The 20,237-nt window shown below is 35.6% G+C and carries 20 protein-coding genes, 1 rRNA gene, 1 pseudogene and 1 riboswitch; of the genes and pseudogenes, 12 read left to right on the top strand and 10 right to left on the bottom strand.

Features of this window, described 5'->3' with window-relative positions; genetic code table 11:
* Window positions 1-31 precede the first annotated feature (31 nt).
* A complete protein-coding gene (locus GXK58_RS00105) occupies window positions 32-1,039 on the bottom strand; it encodes a DUF3231 family protein (RefSeq protein WP_160718679.1) in 1,008 nt (335 codons plus the stop codon).
* Window positions 1,040-1,179: 140 nt separating this feature from the next.
* Here GXK58_RS00105 and GXK58_RS00100 point away from each other — a divergent pair, with 140 nt between their 5' ends.
* The 3 genes from GXK58_RS00100 (at window position 1,180) to GXK58_RS00090 (ending at window position 2,914) form a co-directional block, all read left to right on the top strand.
* Complete coding sequence (locus tag GXK58_RS00100; RefSeq protein ID WP_237389514.1) at window positions 1,180-1,851, top strand: TerC family protein; 672 nt, start codon at window positions 1,180-1,182, stop codon at window positions 1,849-1,851.
* Window positions 1,852-2,090: 239 nt separating this feature from the next.
* Window positions 2,091-2,705 carry a DUF2238 domain-containing protein gene (locus GXK58_RS00095; protein ID WP_160718675.1) on the top strand — a complete coding sequence of 205 codons (615 nt, stop codon included), beginning with the start codon at window positions 2,091-2,093 and terminating at the stop codon, window positions 2,703-2,705.
* Window positions 2,706-2,722: 17 nt separating this feature from the next.
* The gene (locus tag GXK58_RS00090) at window positions 2,723-2,914 is read left to right on the top strand and encodes a hypothetical protein (RefSeq protein WP_160718673.1); all 192 of its coding nucleotides are present in this window, start codon (window positions 2,723-2,725) and stop codon (window positions 2,912-2,914) included.
* Between the two features lie 105 nt (window positions 2,915-3,019).
* Here the strand turns inward: GXK58_RS00090 and pdxR are convergent, their stop codons facing one another.
* Window positions 3,020-4,471, bottom strand: coding sequence for a MocR-like pyridoxine biosynthesis transcription factor PdxR (gene pdxR / locus GXK58_RS00085; RefSeq protein WP_160718671.1), 1,452 nt, complete (start codon window positions 4,469-4,471; stop codon window positions 3,020-3,022).
* A gap of 134 nt (window positions 4,472-4,605) precedes the next feature.
* Between pdxR and GXK58_RS00080 the strand changes: the two genes are divergently transcribed.
* From GXK58_RS00080 to GXK58_RS00070, 3 genes are all read left to right on the top strand, one after another.
* Entirely contained in the window at window positions 4,606-5,229 is a 624-nt protein-coding gene (locus GXK58_RS00080; RefSeq protein ID WP_160718669.1) for a LysE/ArgO family amino acid transporter, read from the top strand.
* 105 nt (window positions 5,230-5,334) lie between these two features.
* Window positions 5,335-6,696: an MATE family efflux transporter gene (locus GXK58_RS00075; protein WP_160718667.1), complete on the top strand. Its 1,362-nt coding sequence runs from the start codon at window positions 5,335-5,337 to the stop codon at window positions 6,694-6,696.
* Window positions 6,697-6,866: 170 nt separating this feature from the next.
* Window positions 6,867-7,334 carry a DinB family protein gene (locus tag GXK58_RS00070; protein WP_160718665.1) on the top strand — a complete coding sequence of 156 codons (468 nt, stop codon included), beginning with the start codon at window positions 6,867-6,869 and terminating at the stop codon, window positions 7,332-7,334.
* Window positions 7,335-7,567: 233 nt separating this feature from the next.
* Here GXK58_RS00070 and GXK58_RS27660 read toward each other — a convergent pair whose 3' ends face one another.
* Window positions 7,568-8,053, bottom strand: coding sequence for a CBO0543 family protein (locus GXK58_RS27660; protein ID WP_442862445.1), 486 nt, complete (start codon window positions 8,051-8,053; stop codon window positions 7,568-7,570).
* 217 nt (window positions 8,054-8,270) lie between these two features.
* Between GXK58_RS27660 and GXK58_RS00065 the strand changes: the two genes are divergently transcribed.
* Both GXK58_RS00065 and GXK58_RS00060 read left to right on the top strand, forming a co-directional pair.
* Window positions 8,271-8,660: a GNAT family N-acetyltransferase gene (locus tag GXK58_RS00065; protein ID WP_442862444.1), complete on the top strand. Its 390-nt coding sequence runs from the start codon at window positions 8,271-8,273 to the stop codon at window positions 8,658-8,660.
* A gap of 352 nt (window positions 8,661-9,012) precedes the next feature.
* Window positions 9,013-9,444: a DUF192 domain-containing protein gene (locus GXK58_RS00060; protein WP_160718661.1), complete on the top strand. Its 432-nt coding sequence runs from the start codon at window positions 9,013-9,015 to the stop codon at window positions 9,442-9,444.
* Between the two features lie 76 nt (window positions 9,445-9,520).
* On the opposite strand, the gene GXK58_RS00055 is transcribed toward GXK58_RS00060, so the two are convergent.
* Window positions 9,521-10,147, bottom strand: a complete 627-nt coding sequence (locus tag GXK58_RS00055) for a cysteine hydrolase (RefSeq protein WP_160718659.1) — start codon at window positions 10,145-10,147, stop codon at window positions 9,521-9,523.
* Between the two features lie 248 nt (window positions 10,148-10,395).
* Here GXK58_RS00055 and GXK58_RS00050 point away from each other — a divergent pair, with 248 nt between their 5' ends.
* The 3 genes and pseudogenes from GXK58_RS00050 (at window position 10,396) to GXK58_RS00040 (ending at window position 13,349) form a co-directional block, all read left to right on the top strand.
* Window positions 10,396-10,689, top strand: a complete 294-nt coding sequence (locus GXK58_RS00050) for an RNA polymerase alpha subunit C-terminal domain-containing protein (protein ID WP_160718657.1) — start codon at window positions 10,396-10,398, stop codon at window positions 10,687-10,689.
* Between the two features lie 30 nt (window positions 10,690-10,719).
* Window positions 10,720-11,131 (top strand): annotated as a pseudogene (locus GXK58_RS00045) (class I SAM-dependent methyltransferase); the annotation flags it as partial.
* Window positions 11,132-11,220: 89 nt separating this feature from the next.
* A riboswitch (cyclic di-AMP (ydaO/yuaA leader) is annotated at window positions 11,221-11,363 on the top strand.
* 159 nt (window positions 11,364-11,522) lie between these two features.
* Window positions 11,523-13,349: an APC family permease gene (locus tag GXK58_RS00040; protein WP_160718655.1), complete on the top strand. Its 1,827-nt coding sequence runs from the start codon at window positions 11,523-11,525 to the stop codon at window positions 13,347-13,349.
* Window positions 13,350-13,515: 166 nt separating this feature from the next.
* Here the strand turns inward: GXK58_RS00040 and GXK58_RS00035 are convergent, their stop codons facing one another.
* The 6 genes from GXK58_RS00035 to GXK58_RS00010 form a co-directional block, all read right to left on the bottom strand.
* Complete coding sequence (locus GXK58_RS00035) at window positions 13,516-13,926, bottom strand: YkvA family protein (RefSeq protein ID WP_160718653.1); 411 nt, start codon at window positions 13,924-13,926, stop codon at window positions 13,516-13,518.
* A gap of 134 nt (window positions 13,927-14,060) precedes the next feature.
* Window positions 14,061-14,801, bottom strand: a complete 741-nt coding sequence (locus GXK58_RS00030) for an AAA family ATPase (protein WP_160719712.1) — start codon at window positions 14,799-14,801, stop codon at window positions 14,061-14,063.
* A 353-nt stretch (window positions 14,802-15,154) separates the two neighbouring features.
* Window positions 15,155-15,952: an HAD family hydrolase gene (locus GXK58_RS00025; RefSeq protein WP_160718651.1), complete on the bottom strand. Its 798-nt coding sequence runs from the start codon at window positions 15,950-15,952 to the stop codon at window positions 15,155-15,157.
* A 661-nt stretch (window positions 15,953-16,613) separates the two neighbouring features.
* Complete coding sequence (locus GXK58_RS00020) at window positions 16,614-17,858, bottom strand: TolB family protein (protein ID WP_160718649.1); 1,245 nt, start codon at window positions 17,856-17,858, stop codon at window positions 16,614-16,616.
* A 33-nt stretch (window positions 17,859-17,891) separates the two neighbouring features.
* Window positions 17,892-18,677, bottom strand: a complete 786-nt coding sequence (locus tag GXK58_RS00015) for a hypothetical protein (RefSeq protein ID WP_160718647.1) — start codon at window positions 18,675-18,677, stop codon at window positions 17,892-17,894.
* 421 nt (window positions 18,678-19,098) lie between these two features.
* On the bottom strand, window positions 19,099-19,917 hold the full coding sequence (locus GXK58_RS00010) for a mechanosensitive ion channel family protein (protein WP_160718645.1): 819 nt from the start codon (window positions 19,915-19,917) through the stop codon (window positions 19,099-19,101).
* Between the two features lie 256 nt (window positions 19,918-20,173).
* Here GXK58_RS00010 and rrf point away from each other — a divergent pair.
* Window positions 20,174-20,237, top strand: a 5S ribosomal RNA gene (gene rrf, locus GXK58_RS00005); the annotation flags it as partial.

The raw sequence follows: 20,237 nt of genomic DNA, 5'->3' as shown, positions 1-20,237 counted from the left end.
TATGACGACCATGAGATTTAAAAACACTACTTCATTTGTTGTTTATGAGTTGAATTCGGTCCACCGTTTGTGGTGGTTCTTCAAACCACCCATTTTTTATCATAATTTCAATTCCTTCTTGCCCATAAAAATATATATCCTTAGCTAATAAGGTTATTTTTAAGGAGATATCATTTCTTAATGTAAAAAATGTTCCAAAACTATTTCCAACAATACAAAATCCATTGAGGAAGGTAATACAATGCATCATTAGATTGTCTGAAAATGGGGCAACGGTTGAAGTCGTTACCGTACTCCCGGATGTGGCAGAAAACTGTATGTCATTATCTAAAAGAATTTCTTGAAATATTTTTATTTGTTTCTTCGCAAGCTCTTTTCCTTTTTCAAAATATTTTCTAACTTCTTTGTTCTGAGCACATTGTGCAAAGCCGGAAATCAGCTGCATACCAATGTTATTCGTCTCTATCCCATGATGAAGAAAACCGAGTTCAATGTTGTTTAAGGCCCGTTTTGAATTAAACGGGTTAAAGCCACTCATATATTTCTTACTTTTAATAAATTCTACGGTCTTTGGCATGGTCACTTTTGGAGGAAGCGATAGTATTCCATTATTTAATAAATAGCGCGTAGCTAGTTTGTATATTTTTTGGGTTACATTGGTAAGTCCCTCATATATTTTTATCACTTCATCGTTATATGCCATATTCATGTTAATCGTGTACATGCCCATGCTGACTTCTTTTAAAATCCGCAAAAACATGACATCAAATCCATTGTCATATAATTTGGGGGCTTCTAAATTCACGTCTTCTGCATTGAATCCAATAGGGATAGCAATTCCTTGTTGTTTAAAGACTTTTTCTATTTCTATTACGTAATAATTTAACTCCTGCCACAAGCCGCCCAAAATATTCCTAGCCTCATCATCATCAGCTTTCTTCATAAAATATTCCAATATTCTCATAATGAGAGTCTTCTCTTGGTAGGTGAGCCAAAGTGTTCCGACTTCGGACGAACTAATTGGATTTGTTAAGCTCAATGAAATCCCGCCTTCATATATTATAAATAAATTATTTCCATATTAATGGAAAATATCCGAACTACACGATTGAAATACCAAAAATCCGGTCTTTTATAAATTGCAAATTAATATAATGACTTAGATAGTTTATCCCAGAGGTGAATAGATTGGAGATTTTTGGTCTGTCTATTGCGGTTCTTTTAAAGGTGATTTTAATCAATATTGTATTAAGTGGGGATAACGCTGTTGTCATCGCCATGGCATCACGCAATGTACCAAAGAAGCAACAAAAGAAAGCAATCTTTTGGGGAACCTTTGGAGCTATTATTTTACGTATAATTTTTGCCATAGCAATTGTTTACCTGCTAGGTATACCTTTCGTAACTTTTGTTGGTGGTCTTCTTCTAGTGTATATCGCCATAAAGCTTCTATTAGGGGAAGGTGAAGACGATCATAGAGAAGGCGGTTCAAGTTTAATTTCCGCTGTGAAAACAATTATTATTGCGGATGCAATCATGTCCCTTGATAATGTACTAGCTATTGCTGGTGCGGTGGAAGGAAACATAGCCGGTATAATGATTGGAGTGATTGTCAGTGTTCCTCTAGTTGTTTTTGGCAGCCAGTTAATATTAAAATTAATGGAAAGGTATCCTATCATCTCTTATGCTGGTGCTGGATTATTAGCTTGGACAGCAGGGGAAATGATCGTTGGGGAACCCAAATTCAAGTATATTCTTCCACCCGATTTTCATTTATTGATTCCTACTACTATTACATTTATTGTCATTGGTTTGGGATATTTAACTAATAAGATAAAAACAGCATCTTAGATCGGGCCAAACTAAACTCACTTTCGTTTTCTTCTAAAAAGCATGTCAAAATTAATTCTTATATAACTGACCTGCTAATAGTTTGTCAGCAAAATTTCAAAGCCACATGATATATTAAAAAGAATCAAGGGAAATTCTGTAAAGGTATAGTATAGTAAAGGAGCAGGTCATTTTCACCTGCTTCTTTACTATATTTGAACGGAGATGTAGTCTAACCCAAACATAAAGGTGGTGATTTAATGTTCAAGGAGCATCATTACCCAATATTGTTCTTACTCTTTTTCTCTTTGGTACTCATATGGTCCGCCACCAATCCGTATGATCGTTTTACCTGGTGGCTGGAGATAATTCCAGCCTTGATAGGGGTCCTCATTTTGCTTTTTACCTACCGGTTTTTTCGGTTCACAATTCTTGTTTATTTTTTGGTTTTAATCCACTCATCCCTATTATTTATCGGCGGACACTATACTTATGCCGAAATGCCACTATTCAATTGGTTTATGGACATTTGGGACTTAGAGCGAAACTATTATGATAGGCTCGGTCATTTTGCACAAGGCTTTATACCTGCAATCATCATTCGAGAACTTTTAATTAGAACTTCCCCTTTAAAGGGGTCCAAATGGCTCGTGGTATCAGTCATTTGTATGTGTATGGCAATTAGCGCTTCATATGAATTAGTTGAATTTTTGGTTGCCCTGCTGACAGGAGAAGCAGCTGAAGCTTTTCTTGGCACCCAAGGGGATGTTTGGGATACTCAATGGGACATGTTGTTTGCCCTAATTGGTTCCATAGTTGCATACATTTCTCTAAATAAAATTCACTCTAAGCAGCTAAATAGTTTACGTAACTAGTGTAAGGGGGTCGTTTTATGAAAGAAGAAAACAAACCTTTTAATAATGTAATAGACCATTTTAACAAGATAGAAGGAAATGCTGCAAATGTTGTTAGCAAGAAAACCTTAAAAAAGTTGCCTAAACCATTAAAGTATTTTGGATATATTATGGCTGGTCTCTTATCAATCACTATCTTGTTAATGATCATTTTAACTTCATTAAACTAAAGGGGTGTTAGAGTGGAAGACAGAGTTGCGGAGGTAACTCTTTTTTTGTTCAAATAATGTTGCAAGTTTACACGGATTTGTGCAATAAGGGCATTAATGGAGCCCTTATTTAGCTATTGTTTTTACAATTTTTGATAAGAGTTTAAGACCATCTTCTATATGTGGAAGGGGAGCAAATGAATACGAAATTCGTAGATACTGTTCAGCTTGCTGATCATAAACATTCCCTGGATTCAGTAATATTCCCTCTCTAAGTGCCATTTCAAATAATTTTCTCATAGAGAGCGGCGGTAACAATCTCAGCCAAATATAAAATCCTCCAGTTGGTTTTTCCCATACGGCAAGGTCAGAAAAATACTTGTTCAAGATATCTAACGTAAAATCTCTTCGAATCTTCAGCTGTTTTCTTACTTCATTAAGGTGATCGTTGTAAAGTCCACTGGAAAACCATTCTGCTGCAGCCCATTGTGATAAAGAACTAGATCCATAATCAGTTTGCATTTTAATATCTGCTAAGTGCTCTACTACCGGTTCTGGACCCACAATCCAACCAATCCGGAGACCAGGACTTAACGATTTAGATAAACTCCCCAGATAGAGCACAAGTCCATGCTTGTCAAAAGCCTTCATTGGTTGAGGCGGCTTTTCATCCAACCATAATTCTCTGTATACATCATCTTCAATCAGAGGCAATTGTTCTTTTTGACAAGTATCTAGCAAATGTTTACGTCTATCCGCCGTCATTAGGACTCCAGTAGGATTATGAAAGGTAGGAATGGTATAGAGTAAAGCCGCGTTTTGTTGTTTTTTAAATGGTGGAATAAGACGCACTTGTATCCCTTCTTGATCCATAGGGATGCCCATTAAACGCATACCTGCTGACTGAAAAACATTTAATGAATGGAGATACGACGGCTTTTCCGTTAATACGGTGGAACCCCTATGTAATAAACCCACACTAATCAGCTGCAGCGCTTGCAAGGCACCTGATACAATTAAAATGGAAGAAGGAGAAGCAGAAATCCCAATCGTCTTTAAATAGTTTGTTATTTGTTCTCTTAAGGGCATCAATCCCTTTGGTTCTTCATAACCATAAGAAATTTCTCTATTGGACAATAAATGAAAAATTTCTTTCATGGAATTACTAGGAATAAGATCTGGCGATAATTCTCCCGTTCCTAAACGAATGATGTTAGGAGTAAATTCAGCTTGATTGATTTCTTGTATTGTTGGCAAGTTTGGCTTGTGCGTTCCAAGTTTTACGTATGAATTCCAATCAGGGGGAGGGGTAGTTGCTAATAGCTTCCAAGTATTGTTAACTACTCTTGTTCCACTGCCGCTTTTTCCTACAATAAGTCCCTCTGCTATCAATTCATCATACGCAGTGACGATGGTACTTCTGTTAACTTCTAATACTTTAGCTAAAGTTCGTTGAGGAGGGAGCTTGTAGCCAATCGTCCACACTCCGTTGGATATTTTTTCTTTCATAAAATCCGTTATTTGTTTATGTAATGGTACGGGCGATGATTTATTTGGTTTCCAATCGGTATTAAACAAAAGATGGTACTCCTTTTTGTATTAATTATATAACTTGGTTGGTTCGGATTCCAACCAATTGGTTGGAGACAAAAGTAAAATTTCGCACTAAAATAAGACCTGTTGATTTATTCACAAGAAAGGGCGAAAATTAAATGTTTGAACCATTTTTTCATGGGTTTATTCTTGCACTAGGGCTGATTCTTCCTCTTGGTGTCCAAAATGTTTTTGTTTTTAATCAAGGGGCATTACAGCCGAGGTTTGTTTATGCATTACCAGTCATCATTACAGCTTCGTTGTGTGATACCCTTTTAATCTTGGTATCTGTGTTGGGGGTGTCATTTCTTATTTTAGGTTCATTTTGGGTTAAAATGATTCTAATTGGGGTAGGTTGTATTTTTTTAATCTATATGGGATGGACTACCTGGAATAGTAAACCTCATAATGAAAGAGAAGAAAGTGGGAATAAATTTTCTTTAAAGAAACAAGTACTGTTTGCAGCATCTGTTTCCTTACTGAATCCTCATGCCATCATGGACACTGTAGGAGTAATTGGTACAAGTTCATTAAGATACCAAGGGGAAGATAAAGTAATCTTTGCTTTCTCATGTATTTTGGTTTCATGGGTTTGGTTTTTTGGACTTTCGCTGGTCGGGAGAATGAGTGGGAAGCTTGATAAATCTGGAAACTTTTTGCAGATATTAAATAAAATATCAGCGCTAGTCATGTGGGGGGCAGCAGTCTATCTTTTGGTCACTTTAAGAAGGAATTATTCTTAATTAATAGAATAAATATTATAGGGAATATTCCTGAAAGTAGATGGAGGCATTATTTTTCCCTAATAAGTTTAGTTTCTTAAAATGGGGTCATAGGAGATTAACAAAATGTTTAAAGAATGGAAAAAGATACTGCTGCTTGCCATACCTTCAATTGCTTCATTCGCTTCATCAACACTGACAGGAACGATCAATCTTATATTAGTTGGCCAATTAGGTGCCCTGGCGATTGCAATCGTGGGTGTTTCGAACATTATTATGTATAATGCCTGGGCCTTATTTTCGGGGATAGGGCACACAACCAATTATTTGGTGGCTCAAAATTATGGGTCGAACACTATGAAAAAAGGTGTGGAACGCACCTATATAGCTTTTTATCTTTGTATAGCAGCTGCGACCGTGGTTTTAATAGTTGGGTTACTATTTCCAGAACCTATTTTTAAGTTGTTGGGAAGTTCAGCTGAGATGATTAGCGATGGTAAAAATTATTTACAATTACGTTTTTTTGCGATGGTATTTTCGATTTTCACCTTTGTTATTCACGGATTTCTCCGCGGAATTGGAGATACCAAAACACCCATGATCAGTACCATTATAGGCGGAGCCTTGATGATTTTTCTAACTTATGGATTGACTTACGGAAATTTTTCACTTCCTAAATTAGGTTTGATTGGTGCGGGGATCGCCTTTTTTGCTGGTGAATTGGTCACGTTTCTATATTGTGCTTATTTTTATTTCATAAAGTTACATCCAAAATATGAAACTCGCAAAAAAATTGCTTTCAACCTAGCAGAATCTAAATTAATTTTCGGAGAAAGCGCCAAATTGGGGATACAGGAATTTTCAATGGCAATGGCTATGTTTGTCTTTACTGCCTTTGTGACGAGATTAGGGACAAATGCATTAGCCGCCAATGAAGTGGCCTTAAGTGTGATGAGTCTTGGATTTATGCCGGCTTTTGCATTTGGATCCACAGCTACCATTCTGGTTGGTCAAGAAGTCGGGAGAGGTAAATCAATACTTGGAAGAAAGGCCGGGACCAACACTTCAATTTTAGGTTGTATCTTTCTATTGATTTTAGGAGCTTTTGAATTTTTTCTGGCAGAACCGATTGCAAAGATTTATACCCACGATGTCCAAGTATATAAAATAGCCGCAGAATTAATCATGATTTCGGCATTTTTACAGTTGTTTGATGGATTATTAAATTTTTATGCCGGTGGTCTTAGGGGGATTGGCGACACTTCGTTTTTATTAAAAATCTCTTTGTTCTTAGGCTGGTTCTTTTTTGTTCCCCTCAGTTATCTATTAACGTTTATCCTAGATTGGGGCAGTATTGGCGCATGGATCTCCTTATACTCGTATCTCACGGTGTTTGGAATCGGCGTAATGGTTCGCTTTTACCGAACCAATTGGGATACCATAAAGCTTAAATCGGTTGAAAATGAAGTTCAGGACCATGTGATTTAAAAAATTAAAATATGGTAATAAAAGAAGCAGATGGGAGGTCTGCTTCCTTTTTGTATACTATTTAACACTTTACATTTTACAAAATAAGTGCTTTATCGATGTCTAAAATAAAGGTTTTCAGCTTCAAGAAATAGAATGAAAATAGTATTAAAATTTTTTGGGGGTATTACATGTATAAAGAAAATGAGTATTTTGAGCATTGGATGCGTCATAGGAAGGTACTTCACGATTTATTTGATTTAATTGGTAATGAGCACATCCATTATAAACCTTGGAGTGGTGCATTATCGCTAGGAGCTTTGGCGATTCACATTGCAGCATCATCCGACAGGTTTGTACAAGGGATAAAGAAGGGTGAATTTACTTTTTCCCATTCATCAAATGATTTTGAAACAATTGAAGATATTAAAAATATTGTTAGTGAGTATACAGAGAAAACTAGATCCACTTTTAAAAAATTATCTGATTCTGATTTGGAACAACAGCTGGATTTCAATGGATTTATTGCATCAGGAAAAATATGGCTTAGTACAATGATTGACCATGAGATTCATCATAAAGGTCAATTGTTTACTTACGCTCGATTAATTGGAATAGACAAACTACCATTTTTCATAATTCAACCTCCAAAACAGTAATATATCCTCTTCGTATAATGGGTAAAGGGGAACTGGTGTTGCACTTATTGCGATATCTGCTTTTTTAATTTCAGCTAAATATATTAGTGCTGCTATTTTTGGTTCGGGAGTTAGTTAGGATGAACAGTTGTTTAAAGGGGAAGTTAGAGTATGTTGGAAACCTTCTAAGTAACTTGAGTTTATGGTTATTGATAATCGGAATAGGATGATGTCTGGGGCCTATTAGAAAAAAATTAACTTTTCATTGGTATGTGAAAATAAAAAATAAGAAAGGCAGTACACACAAAACATAATAACCATGCCCAAAGAGGTTTTGTATAATGTAAACGTACTCCAATAAACATGAAAAGCCATACGAGAACTGACCACCAATAATTCCAACCATTGAAGTATAAGATTTCTTTCGCAAACCTAAATATGGCTTCTATTATACAAAGTATTATAACAAAACATAAAATATAAACTATTTGTTTAAACCGAGATGACTTCAATGGCAAATTTGAAAGATATAAAAATAACAATGCAGGAAAGGAAATAATTGTATGAATATAGTCAGTAATTTTATGGCTGTTTAAGAATTTATCGCTATATCTCCATAATGGGAAATCATAAGTTAGGTAAGAAATCCCTAAATTCACGCATATATAAAATAAGATTGTTGGATAATATCTTTTCCAATTTCTCCAATCACCGTATTTCCAATCGGCTAGTATGTACATTAATGGTAATGAAAATCTGAATATTGAGATTAATTCCTGAACCATAAAATCCTCCGAATACAATGAAGTATAAATATTATTTTCATTTTCGAATAATCGAATACAAAAGATTATTTAGATTTTAGGAACGCTGTTGTATTAAGGAGGTATTTTTGTGAACAAACCCAAATTCGAAATAACTCATTATAATCCTTTGTATGCGGAACAAACAGTCGAAATGTGGCGAGATAGTAAAGAACGGGCTATTGGTCAGAAAGAAATTCATAGCTTTGAAAATCATATTAATTTTTTAAATCATATATTACCTGAACAGTTTGAAATAGATTTAACGTTAATTGATAACAAAGTAGTTGGAATGATTGACTATAATGAAAAGGAGATCTGCCAACTTTATATTCATATTGATTATCAAGGAATAGGTATAGGTCAAACATTACTAGACAAGGTAAAAGAACAATCAAGTGGGAGATTAACATTATATACATTTGAAGTAAATAAAAACGCACAAAAATTTTATGAAAAGAATGGATTTAGAATCATTGGTAGAGGAAATGAAAATGAAGAAAATTTACCTGATATTCGATATGAATGGAATTCAAATGAATAATGTAAACAGGGACTTTAATTATAAAAAGGCTTAAGAAAAAGTAATTGCTAAACCGATATAAGTCGGTTTTTTTTGCTGTTGAAACACTAACCTCAGATTTAACAAACAGGTAACGATTGTTCAATAAAGGCAGTCGCTTTTCTTGTTCCACTTACGAAGCAGTTTTGTTGAAGTATACTGACTTAATCTTTTTATTTAACATAGCTTTGATTATGGAAAATAAAGTATTCAATGTAAAAACAAAAACATAAGTATTTAGTAAAAGGAGCTTCCTGTTTATTTCTTCTTGTTTTTATCTCCAACTTTTTCTTCCTTATTTTTTTAAAGGGAAAAGACAAGGTGAGTGAATACATTGAAAAATATTAAAAAATTAATGGGTTTTCTTTTTCGTCAAGAAAAAGAAACAAATCTTCAAACTAAAATCATAAAAGTATCAAATGGAGAAATGACAATTAAATTAACCGTTCAAGTTGCAGATACTCAAAAAAAAAGGGATAAGGGCTTAATGTTTGTTGAAGAATTACCTGAAAACGAGGGGATGCTATTTGTGTTTTCAGGAAAAACATATGACGGTTTTTGGATGAAAAATACCTTAATCCCTTTATCGATTGCTTTTCTTGATTCAGATGGAAAAATTCTAAAAATACTGGATATGGTGCCTTGTCATGAGGATGAATGCCCTACTTATGATCCGGAACTTTCTTATTATTATGCTCTCGAAGTCAATCTTGGATGGTTTGAAAAGAATCAAATTAAAGAAGGGGGCTTAGTAAAGTTTAATTAAAATACCTCTCACCTCTATTAGAGAATTTTTTTAATAAAATTTAATTAATATTATTCAAGAGATGGTGAAGGAAGAATTATAATTGAGAGATCGCCTGTTGAGTGGACCACGTAGCACTGCTAAATGCCTGATAATTTGTAATTGCTGCTTGAAAGTCTTTATCACTTATAGTGGCAGTGGCATCATATACAACAGCTGTTTGGAATCCATTTTCGATTAAGTCTCTCATATGCGATTCTACACAAACGTTTGATAGGACGCCTGCCAAAATAACCTTTTCTTTCCTTTGCTGCCGTAATTGGTAAACTAAATCATTTGTCTGTGGACTAGCAATTTTATGCGGGGTCGCAATGATTGTTCGGTTATCTAAAATGTAAGGCTTAAGTGATGGAACCCAGTCAGCTCCTACAGAAGGAAGAGTATATTCATTTTGTTTTTGATATACCCGAAGCTTTAATAACATTTTTTGTTCCGTTCCTGTAAATTGCCAACGATAATCATGCGGATAAATATAATGGGGGGAAACAAAAAGTTGATATCCTTTACTCATTGCTGTACTTAATAGAAGTTCAAGGTTACCAAGTGTGTTATACTGCTCAATATTTTTTTTTGTTAAATGGTATCCTTTACCTCCAGGGGACAGAAAGTCATTTTGTGGGTCCGTTATGACAATTGCTGTATTACCGGGATTAGGTTTAAACATTCTTTTTCCCTCCGATTCACATAAATAAGTATCCTGTATTTTAATTCACTTTTGTTCTTTGATGAATATATATTGATGGGTGCTTGGACACATTCTGTTTTTAATGGAGCTATGGTATTAATAAATTTCCATTTAAAGAAAGTGAAATGCTTGTTCAACTGGGGTAGCTTATGTTCAAGAAGGTATTAACATCTGAGTTCTCGAATTATTAATATGAAAAATTTTATAATGTAAGGAGCATGTTAAAAATGACTTCTACTAACAATAATTTAAAGACTTGTAACAAAGGGCATACATATTATAAAAATAGCGAATGTCCAACCTGTCCGAGATGTGGGCAGGAACGCAAACCTGAAAATGGATTTCTTGCATTGCTATCAGCACCAGCAAGGCGGGCCTTAGAAAACAATGGTATAGTTTCTTTACAGAAGTTATCGATATATAGTGAAAGAGAGATTTTAAAATTTCACGGTATGGGCCCAGCTTCTTTACCTAAACTTAGGTCTGCTTTGAAGGAAGAAGGGTTATCTTTTATAGAGTAAAGAGAATTTCGAATTATGATATACCAAAATGAACAAGCTGAAATGTATAACAAAAACGAAAATATAGATTATATGTGTGTACCTATAGAAGAACTAAATTTGCCAGATCAGAAATTCGACTTAATAATAAGTTCTTTGTTATGCATTACATAGAAGATTACTCACATCTAATGAAGAAAATAAGAGGTCTGTTAAAAAATGATGGTGAATTTATCTTTTCAACAGAACATCCAATAGTAACAGCTCAAAAGGAAATGAATAATTGGGTTAACGGGATCATAGAACAATTTCAACATTAATTAATACTCTTATAGACAACGGTCTTATAATTGAAAAAATTATTGAGCCAGAGTCAATTCCAACAGGATTAGAAAAAATGCCAGAATTAATAAATGAAAAACGGAGACCATCTTCTATTATCATCGAATCAAGAAAATATTGAGGGTGAACCCTCGCTGATTATCTACTGGCTTTATGAAAAAAATCCATTTACAATTGCTGAATATAGGAGTACTATAATCACAGTTTCAAATTTCTAAATCGCTGAAACCCATAGGTACGGGGGAACCATTTTGCGGGTTGTTACTTAACCCAGGGGTGAATCCTTTTAAGGTAGGGCTACTCAAAGGTCCGAATCCGACAGCTAACCTCGTAAGCGTTATATGAGAAGGAAGGTGGAGCTTGTGACATTAGAAATCTGATGTGTCTACAGGTCTATTTAAATCTGACTTGTAGGCACTTTTTTTATGAGTTTAATATTTTCTCTTTATTTGAGATTTACTCTTGTTAAGAGTAAAAAACTTATTGACATTATTAGGCGGTGTGAATAATTAATGTTTTCATCTATAAAAAGGCTGTTAATTGGTAGACCCTTAAAATCACAGGAGTTAGGAGAACAGAAACTTAACAAAACGAAAGCATTAGCCATCCTTTCATCGGATGCTCTATCTTCCGTGGCTTATGGTCCTGAACAAATTTTGATCGTATTAGTTACAGTAAGTTCGGCAGCCTTTTGGTATTCGATTCCTATTGCAGTTGGTGTGTTAATTCTTTTAACGGCCCTCATATTGTCATATAGACAAATTATCTTTGCTTATCCTCAGGGAGGAGGAGCATATGTGGTATCAAAAAGCAATTTAGGTGTCAATGCAGGTTTAATAGCTGGAGGGTCACTACTGGTCGACTACATATTAACAGTTGCTGTAAGTGTGTCTGCAGGGACCGATGCGATCACATCTGCTTTCCCCACCTTACATAACCATAATGTAGCTATTGCGATTGCATTTGTCATTTTTATTACTATTTTGAATTTAAGAGGGGTAACGGAGTCAGCTTCGATTTTGGCCTACCCCGTTTACCTATTCGTTTTGGCTTTGTTTATATTAATTGGTGTGGGTTTGTATAATATTGTTACAGGAGGGGTTTCGCCTCAATTACACACGCCCATTGGAACACCTATAGCAGGAATTAGTTTGTTTATACTATTAAGAGCGTTTGCTTCAGGAAGTTCCGCCCTAACAGGAGTTGAGGCCATATCGAATGCCATTCCTAACTTTAAAGATCCAGCTCCTAACAATGCAGCGAAAACATTAATGGCAATGGGAGCCTTACTTGCCATTCTGTTTTCAGGAATTGTATTTTTAGCCTATTATTATGGGATTTCTCCAAGTGCAGAAGTGACAGTAGTTTCCCAGATTGCCGAAGAAACTTTCGGGAGAAATTTCTTCTATTACTTTATACAAGGAACCACAGCATTGATATTAGTCCTGGCTGCAAACACAGGATATTCCGCTTTCCCTTTGTTGGCGGTTAATCTTGCAAAGGATAAGTTTATTCCAAGAATGTTTCTTATTAGAGGGGACAGATTAGGATATTCAAATGGCATTATTATCCTTGGAGTTGCTTCTATTCTGCTGATCCTTGCTTTTCAAGCACACACAGAGTCGCTTATCCCGCTTTATGCAGTTGGAGTCTTTCTTCCATTTACTCTGTCACAATCAGGCATGATGGTTAAATGGCTGCGAGAGAAGCCCGAGGGGTGGGTTCCAAAATTTATCATTAATTCAACGGGCGCCCTTATTAGCTTAACCGTTACCTTAATGTTCTTGGTGACCAAATTCTCACATGTTTGGTCCATCTTAATTTTTCTGCCTATCATTGTATACCTCTTCCATCGAATTAGGAAGCATTATGAAGCTGTTGGAGATCAGCTTAGCCTTAAAACCTGTAAACCGCCTGTAACCATAGAGGGTAATGTGATGATAGTGCCTGTTGCTGGAATGACCCATGTTGTAGAAAATACCTTAAATTATGCCAAATCTCTTTCTCCTGATCAAATAATTGCTGTATACGTTGCATTTGAAAGAGATGAAGAGAAGAACTTTGAAGAAAAATGGAAGCAATGGCAGCCCGATGTAAGATTGGTTACCCTGCACTCTCAATATAGAAGTATCATTAACCCACTTGCTAAATTCGTGGATATTGTTGAGCATAAAGCTAGTGAAGGGAATTTTCGGGTAACAGTGGTCATTCCACAATTTATACCTAAAAAAGGTTGGCACAATATTCTTCATAATCAATCAAGTTTACTTATTCGAACCTTCTTGCTTTATCGAAGAAATGTGGTAGTTTCAACTGTACCTTATCATTTAACAAAATAAAAACGATAAAGGATGGCAGTATTAGAAGGCCTCCTCAGCTTATTCGACAAAGGTAATTGCTAAGATGGAGAATGAGATAACCAGTAATTGTTTGCGCTCCTTACTCCTTGCAATCACTCACATAGTTTTGTGGGTGATTTTTCATTTAGTGCCCCCATGTAGTTGATTACATGGGTATTAAATGAAATTTTCCGTATAAAAATTTACCAACCCAAAACGCAAGTAAAATCCAAATCAGAATGAATAGTACGGCAATAAACCAGTTTTTTGGTTTACCATTTTTCCTGATTTCTTCAGCATTTACTCTATTTTCTTCAATAACGTAAGGTGGTATTAACTTTAATGCCAGTGATATGCCCAGTGGAACAATAATTAGGTCGTCGAGATAACCCAATACAGGAATGAAGTCAGGGATCAAATCGATAGGACTAAAAGCATAAGCAACTACACAAATAGCAACCAATTTAGCGTACCACGGTACTCTATTATCTTTGTATGATAAATATAGTACAAATAAATTTTGTTTAAGTTTTCTTGCGTACTTTTTTAATTTTGTTAAATGATTCTTTTGTTCCATCTTATCCCCCTTGTAGTAGTGATTTTAAAGTTATTTGAAAAAGGTTGAAGAGAAGAGTAAATAAACTCAAGCAAAATGAGAATAATTTTCCTGGCTTTTAATAATTGTTTTTAATGCCATATAAACTTTACTTTTTACTCCAAAAGATGATGAAGCATTCTTTTAGGGTCATTAAAAAACTGTTTCATAATCTGAAAATGATTGGTTTCTTCCAGCTTTTTCTCTTGGAGTCCTGCTCCGCTTAACTCATATATGATAGAGTTTGGATAAGACATAATAATCGGTGAATGGGTAGCAATTATTAGTTGGGAATGTTGATTGACTAAGTCATGAATTCTGGTAACCATTGACATTTGTCGTAAGGGAGAAAGCGCAGCTTCTGGTTCATCTAGTATATAAAGGCCATTTCCTCCAAAACGGTGAATAAAGGTGGAGAAGAATGCTTCCCCATGTGATTGTTCATGAAGGGATTGTCCTCCAAAAGAATCAATGATCTTCGGCCCTCTGCCGCCTTCATCCAATTCCTCAATATTGGAAGCCACATTATAAAAGCTTTCACCCCTTAAGAAAAAGCCATCTCTGGGCTTATCGATACCCTTAATAAGTTTAATATAGTTTGTTAATTCAGAATGTGAATCAAACGTCGAAAAGTTAAAGTTGAATGATCCACCCTCTGGATTAAAGCCTAAGGAAACGGCAATGGCCTCCAATAAAGTAGATTTTCCCATTCCGTTCTCACCGATAAGGTAGGTAACCTTTGGATGAAAGGTCAGCTGATCTAAATTCTTAATACTGGGCAAATTGAACGGATATTTTGTAAATGCAGGTACATCGTCTCTCTTTAAAATTACACTTCTAACAAAGGGGGAATTCATCACCTTATATCAACTGCCTTATTTTTTATTTCATTCTATCACACATGATGAATAAGGGAGGGACAAACAATAGCGAAGGTTTTTAAGTCGCAAGAAGTTGAAGAAGGAAATTTCGTAGTTGTAGAAGAAATATTAACTAATATATTTATCATGGCTTTTACTTTATATATTGTTGCAATATTCGATTTATAGATTGAGTTTTCTAGAATGGTTAAATTCAATAATAAAGTAATTATTGTAACGGAACATTAATTGAGGGATACACTATCTAAACTTAAAATATGAAAAGGACAGGTATGAACGAGAAAAATCACACACCTGTCCGTTGTTTATAAATGCTATTTAATATAACCCTAAATAGCATATGATGAATATGGTTTAAGAAGATATCGTTCTATAAACTCAGCTAATCCATCCTCTTCGTGGTGCCCTGTAATAAAATCAGCTGCTGCCTTAACTTCTTCGCTGGCGTTCCCCATAGCCACACCCGTACCGGCAGACCTAAGCATCTCTACATCATTGGGTCCGTCTCCAATGGCTACGACTTCATTTGGACTAAGTCGATAGGAATGGAGTAAGCTTTTGATAGCAGACCATTTGGAAACATCAGGAGCAACCATTTCAAACCCGTCATGCCAGTTAATGATTGCTGCTTCTTTTTTAAACAAAATGGATAATTCAAGACTCGGTGTATTTGTTCGAACACTATATTTAAGAACATCTTGATAATTTGCCTGTCTTAAATCTCCAATAAACTGGGGCGGTATTCGGCCAATTTTCGTCCAATAATCGATTTCCTCATTTGTTTCCTTACAATAAAGTCCATTTGCTGTATGGATCAAAACATTACAAGGATATTCAGCAGTCAGATGGTGGAATCGTTCTTCATTTAAGCGGATGGTTTTCATTTGCATTGCTCTGCCTGTCTCTGCTTTGTGAATAGCGGCACCATTCAAACAAATCATGGGAGTTTTTAATCCAATTTCCTGATGATAGGGAGCAGTTACTTCATAGTGCCGTCCAGTAGCTAAGAAAACCATGACTCCCTGATTCAAGAGTTTATTAATGGCTTCCATATTTCGGCGGGAAATGGTGTTTGAGGCTTTTAGTAGTGTACCATCCATATCAATAAATACTGCTCGCACATTCATTTGTATTGCCTCCTCATAAGTTGGTAAACCAATCATATCATCAGATTGTTAATGCCATGTAAACCGAGTGTACAGATTAAATAAAGTTTATTGGCAAGTAAACTAATAGTGGGATTGGGGAACGAATGGACTTAAACGAAAGAGTGCTTATTGATCGAGGGGCTACGGCAGCATCCATTAATTTATTGGATAGTTTTGAAATATCAACATATGTTTAAATAAATATATAGAATTCTGAAGGGAGCTATCCCCTATGCAAAGGATAAAATTTATGATTAAAGTATTTCTGAATGAACCTTTGTGGTTCAAAATACTAATTGCCATAACTCTTCTAGCCTCAATTATTTTAAGCAATTCCATTTTTTCAAATCATCCTTATTTGCAAAGTTGTTCTAAATTAGCAGCGGCTATCTTCTTTTGTGCCTACGGTATTAAATTCAGAAAGAATTTTAAGACAGCTTTACTCTTTTTTGCTTGTTCGGTTTTATGTGTTTTTCTATCTATGAAGTTCATATTCTAGAATTGAAATCAGTTTAAAAAAAGATAAACTAGGGGATATTTAAATTCATCCTTAAAGTTAATCTCCAATTTAAAAAGCGCCTAAATTGGCGCTATTTTACTTTATAAAAGAAATATTCAACTTCGTTTTGAAGGCTGGATTTCATAAACTACCTTCATAAAATTCAATTGTATCCACGTTTTTTAACCATAGCTTTACATCTGTCCCATTCGTATTTGCTTTCCAAAGGTTTCTGGTGTTATCAATAATCGATGTTTTTCTATACCAAACAAGCTGATCCATCGACTTAACGTATATAGGGTTATAATCACCATATCCTTTAGGCGGATCTGTTATTTTTTGTTGTCTATTTGACCTAAGATCAATGAAATACAGGGACGGTAAAGGATGCTTGGTGAAATCATTCGTCCATTCGGCTGCTTTGCTTCTTGACGAAACAATTGCGGTATCAGATATCCAATCAAAATCAAGGTCGATGTAATTATCTGGTGTGTATTTTGTCGATGCAGGCATTACCTCTATTTTTAAATCTTTATTTTTAAACCCGAAAACAATTCTTCCGCCGCCTGCTATATAGGCAATAGTGTCAGTAGAGGGTGCCCATTTAGGCTTTCCGATATCAAAAATAAGTTCATCTAATACGCTAAAATTCTTGCCGTCGCTGGATATAACACACAGCATGTTACTATCCATTGACCAGGAAGCCGTAGGTGAGACGATGAATGAAATCCATTTTTTACTAGGAGAATAGTTAAAATCCTCTGCATACACCGCAATGATTTTGTTGTCCTTTGTTGTACCAATTTCTCTTGGAAGCTTGAATAAACGATCAACACCTCCAAATAGAACAATATCTTTATAATCATCTCCGACTTTTTTTGTGAAAAGGATGGCGCTCGTCCAACCGTCGGGTCGAAGTGTGCCAGCTGATGAAAGCATAAACCCGCTCCCATCCGGCAGCCAAGTAAAACTGTTCACACCGGTTGCAATATTATAGAATCGGGTGAAATCAGATATGTCTAATATGCCTTCTTGATTGTAGGCGATAACATTTTTCTTTGGTGACCAAGTGGGGGAATACCCGTCATAAAATATTTTCTTTTTTTCACCTGTTTGCAGATGATAAGCCCAGATTTCATGCTGAAGTTCTTTATCCATATGCATTGAGGGCGCTTCGTTTTGATACAATAACCATTGTCCGTCTTTTGACCATTTAGGCTGACCGATGACTTTTCCAGTACTCGTGATTTGTTTTTCCTTGTTGTTGATCAACGTCCAAAGATTCCCATCCCTAATAAAAGCAGCTTTGACCTCTTTATTCTCAGCAAACGAAGGGATCGGGAATAGCAGCGTCACAATAAGAGTAATCAGTAGAACCTTCTTCACAGTGTGCAATCCCTCCAAAAGCAATGGCTTAAGTTATTTCGGCGGAAACATTGAATTTGCGACTTTAATCAGATCACTTTTTGATGGCTTGTAATGCTTCCCATCACTATACAATTTTACGTTATATTGAATGTTGTCAATTAAAAAGATGATTTCATATCCAACAGGCAATTTTCCGATAAAACCATGGCCTCCGTTTTGCAGGGCCACCTGTTTATACATGTTCATTTTAGGCAAAATGATTTCGCCAGCCGTTGGTCTTGCTTGTATTTTCACTACCCCGGTCATTTTTATATTTTTATAATAGATAGTGATTTTCTCGCCAGAAATTTTTCCGCTTACATGTGTGATTTTAAAAGGGAAGTAGCCTGCCCCGAATATTTGTTTGTTAAATTTTTCTTTGTATTCTTTCGTCAGTATGAGCTCGTTCATATAAGGATTTGCAACATCTGAAATCACGTTTATTTTCGTGATTTTGTCATTTTTCATGGACACTTCCCAAATGAAGGCGATTCGATCCCCACATCCGCCCTTACCATCATCCAAGCAATCTTTAAAACTGCCTATCATGACATACATGTTTTTATGAGGGGAGGGCAGAGTCTGAAGACTGTTGATAGTGGTGTTTTCTCTAATTTCAGGGATTTTAACGGAAGGTTCTGTCAAAGATCTTAGCAATGATTCATCTTTGTAATATAATGCTCGAGCTAACTTTCGGAAAATTTCCCCATTGTTATTTTTTGTTTCAGCATTTATTAATAACGGGGGACCAAAAGAACAAAAAAGAAGTAAAACTACGATAAATATTTTTATTTTCATATTCATCATCTCCTATTTTTAATATCTCCAAATGGAGTTTCAAGTATGTTCTTTCCACGTTCCGCCGGAGGGTACTAATGAGGGGATTTTATAGAAATAATGGGATAAATTGAGGTTCTACAATATAATAGTAAATAAAACGTTTGTGAATGATGGAGGTGTTTATTATTGATGTGGTTATATCTATTTTTGCCTGTCATATTATTGAGTGGAATTGCTGTTTATTTTAATAAAAAGTCAGGAGCGACTGCACCCGAAGAAGAACAGTTAAGAGGAAAGATAATAGAATACCCACCAGAAAATTACCATTCAAACGGGCCCAGTAATTTTTGATTTTGCAAAGATCGTTCTATATCCTCCAATAAATGGTGAAAAAATCGTAGCCATAGAAAAAAGCAAGAGATATAGCAACTCTTGCTTTTTAAATACTTGTGTTAAGGCTCTCTGCCATCATCAAGTCGTATTTGTAGGCAGCCATCGCTAATTCATACCTTACCTTTTTTCCCGCTTCTACGAAATCTTCTTCCTTTACAAGACCGGATAATGAATACCGATGCCCTCTGAAATCAACGTTCAGTTCGGTGATTTGGTTGAATTTGAAACTCTCTATGGGAACACCATTCTCATCCTTCAGAAGGAATTCACCGTATTTCTCGTTACATATTTGTGCCACTTCGTCCATTACCTTGAAGACATCGTCCGGATTTTGCTTATAACTAAGGACAAGGCTTTCGTTCACCCGGCGCCTTCCCCTGGTCCCGTTCTGAAGTTCCGTAATGCTGCTGTAGGAGACCGTATAAAGGTATCCGTCATACTGGCGGATCTTCAGGTGGCGCATACTGATTTCCTCGATTTTTCCCTGACGATTTCCATTGATAATCACATAATCCCCGTGATGAATCTGGCGCTCAAACAAGTAGGTCAGCCCCATTATGTAATCACGAATGATATGCTGGAAGATCACTGCCAAGGCACCTGCCACGACAACTGAACCAGTCACAAACTTGGCCAGGTTGAAGAAATGGCTAAGCACATAAATAAAAAAGAACACAAATCCCAGGACCTTTGTCACCTGCTTGGTGAAATGCATTAGTGTCTCTTCCCGCTTTTCATCCAAGAAGCTGGTTTTATCAAAGAAGAGCTTGATAGATTTTCGAATCAAATAAACCGTGATAATAATCAGAAGTGCGACCGCTAAAACTTTTACGGGAAATTGCTGGAACAGTTTCAAGAAATTCATGCTATTAACCCCCATTTTTTTCACTATACCAAATGAGTGCTGAAAAGGAAAAAACTTTACTTTCCCGTCAAACCTTAACCATAACATGGTTCATATGTTTAAGGTCAATGAGGCGTTTCCTGGCCAAGTGATCAAAAATAATAAAATTTTTATTGTCCTTAAACACACAACGTGTTAAGATAACAAAGTCGCTCAGAAAAAAGAGCGTAGAAGTCAATTAGAATTGGAAATAATTGAACTTCTTTCAATTAAATAGTCTGGCAATAATGGCGAGAAGGTCACACCCGTTCCCATACCGAACACGGAAGTTAAGCTTCTCA

The sequence above is a fragment of the Bacillus sp. USDA818B3_A genome (assembly GCF_009928415.1).
Classification (GTDB): Bacteria; Bacillota; Bacilli; order Bacillales; family Cytobacillaceae; genus Neobacillus.
Note: the sequence above shows the minus strand (reverse complement) of the source record. Positions and strands in the feature narration are given on the sequence as shown.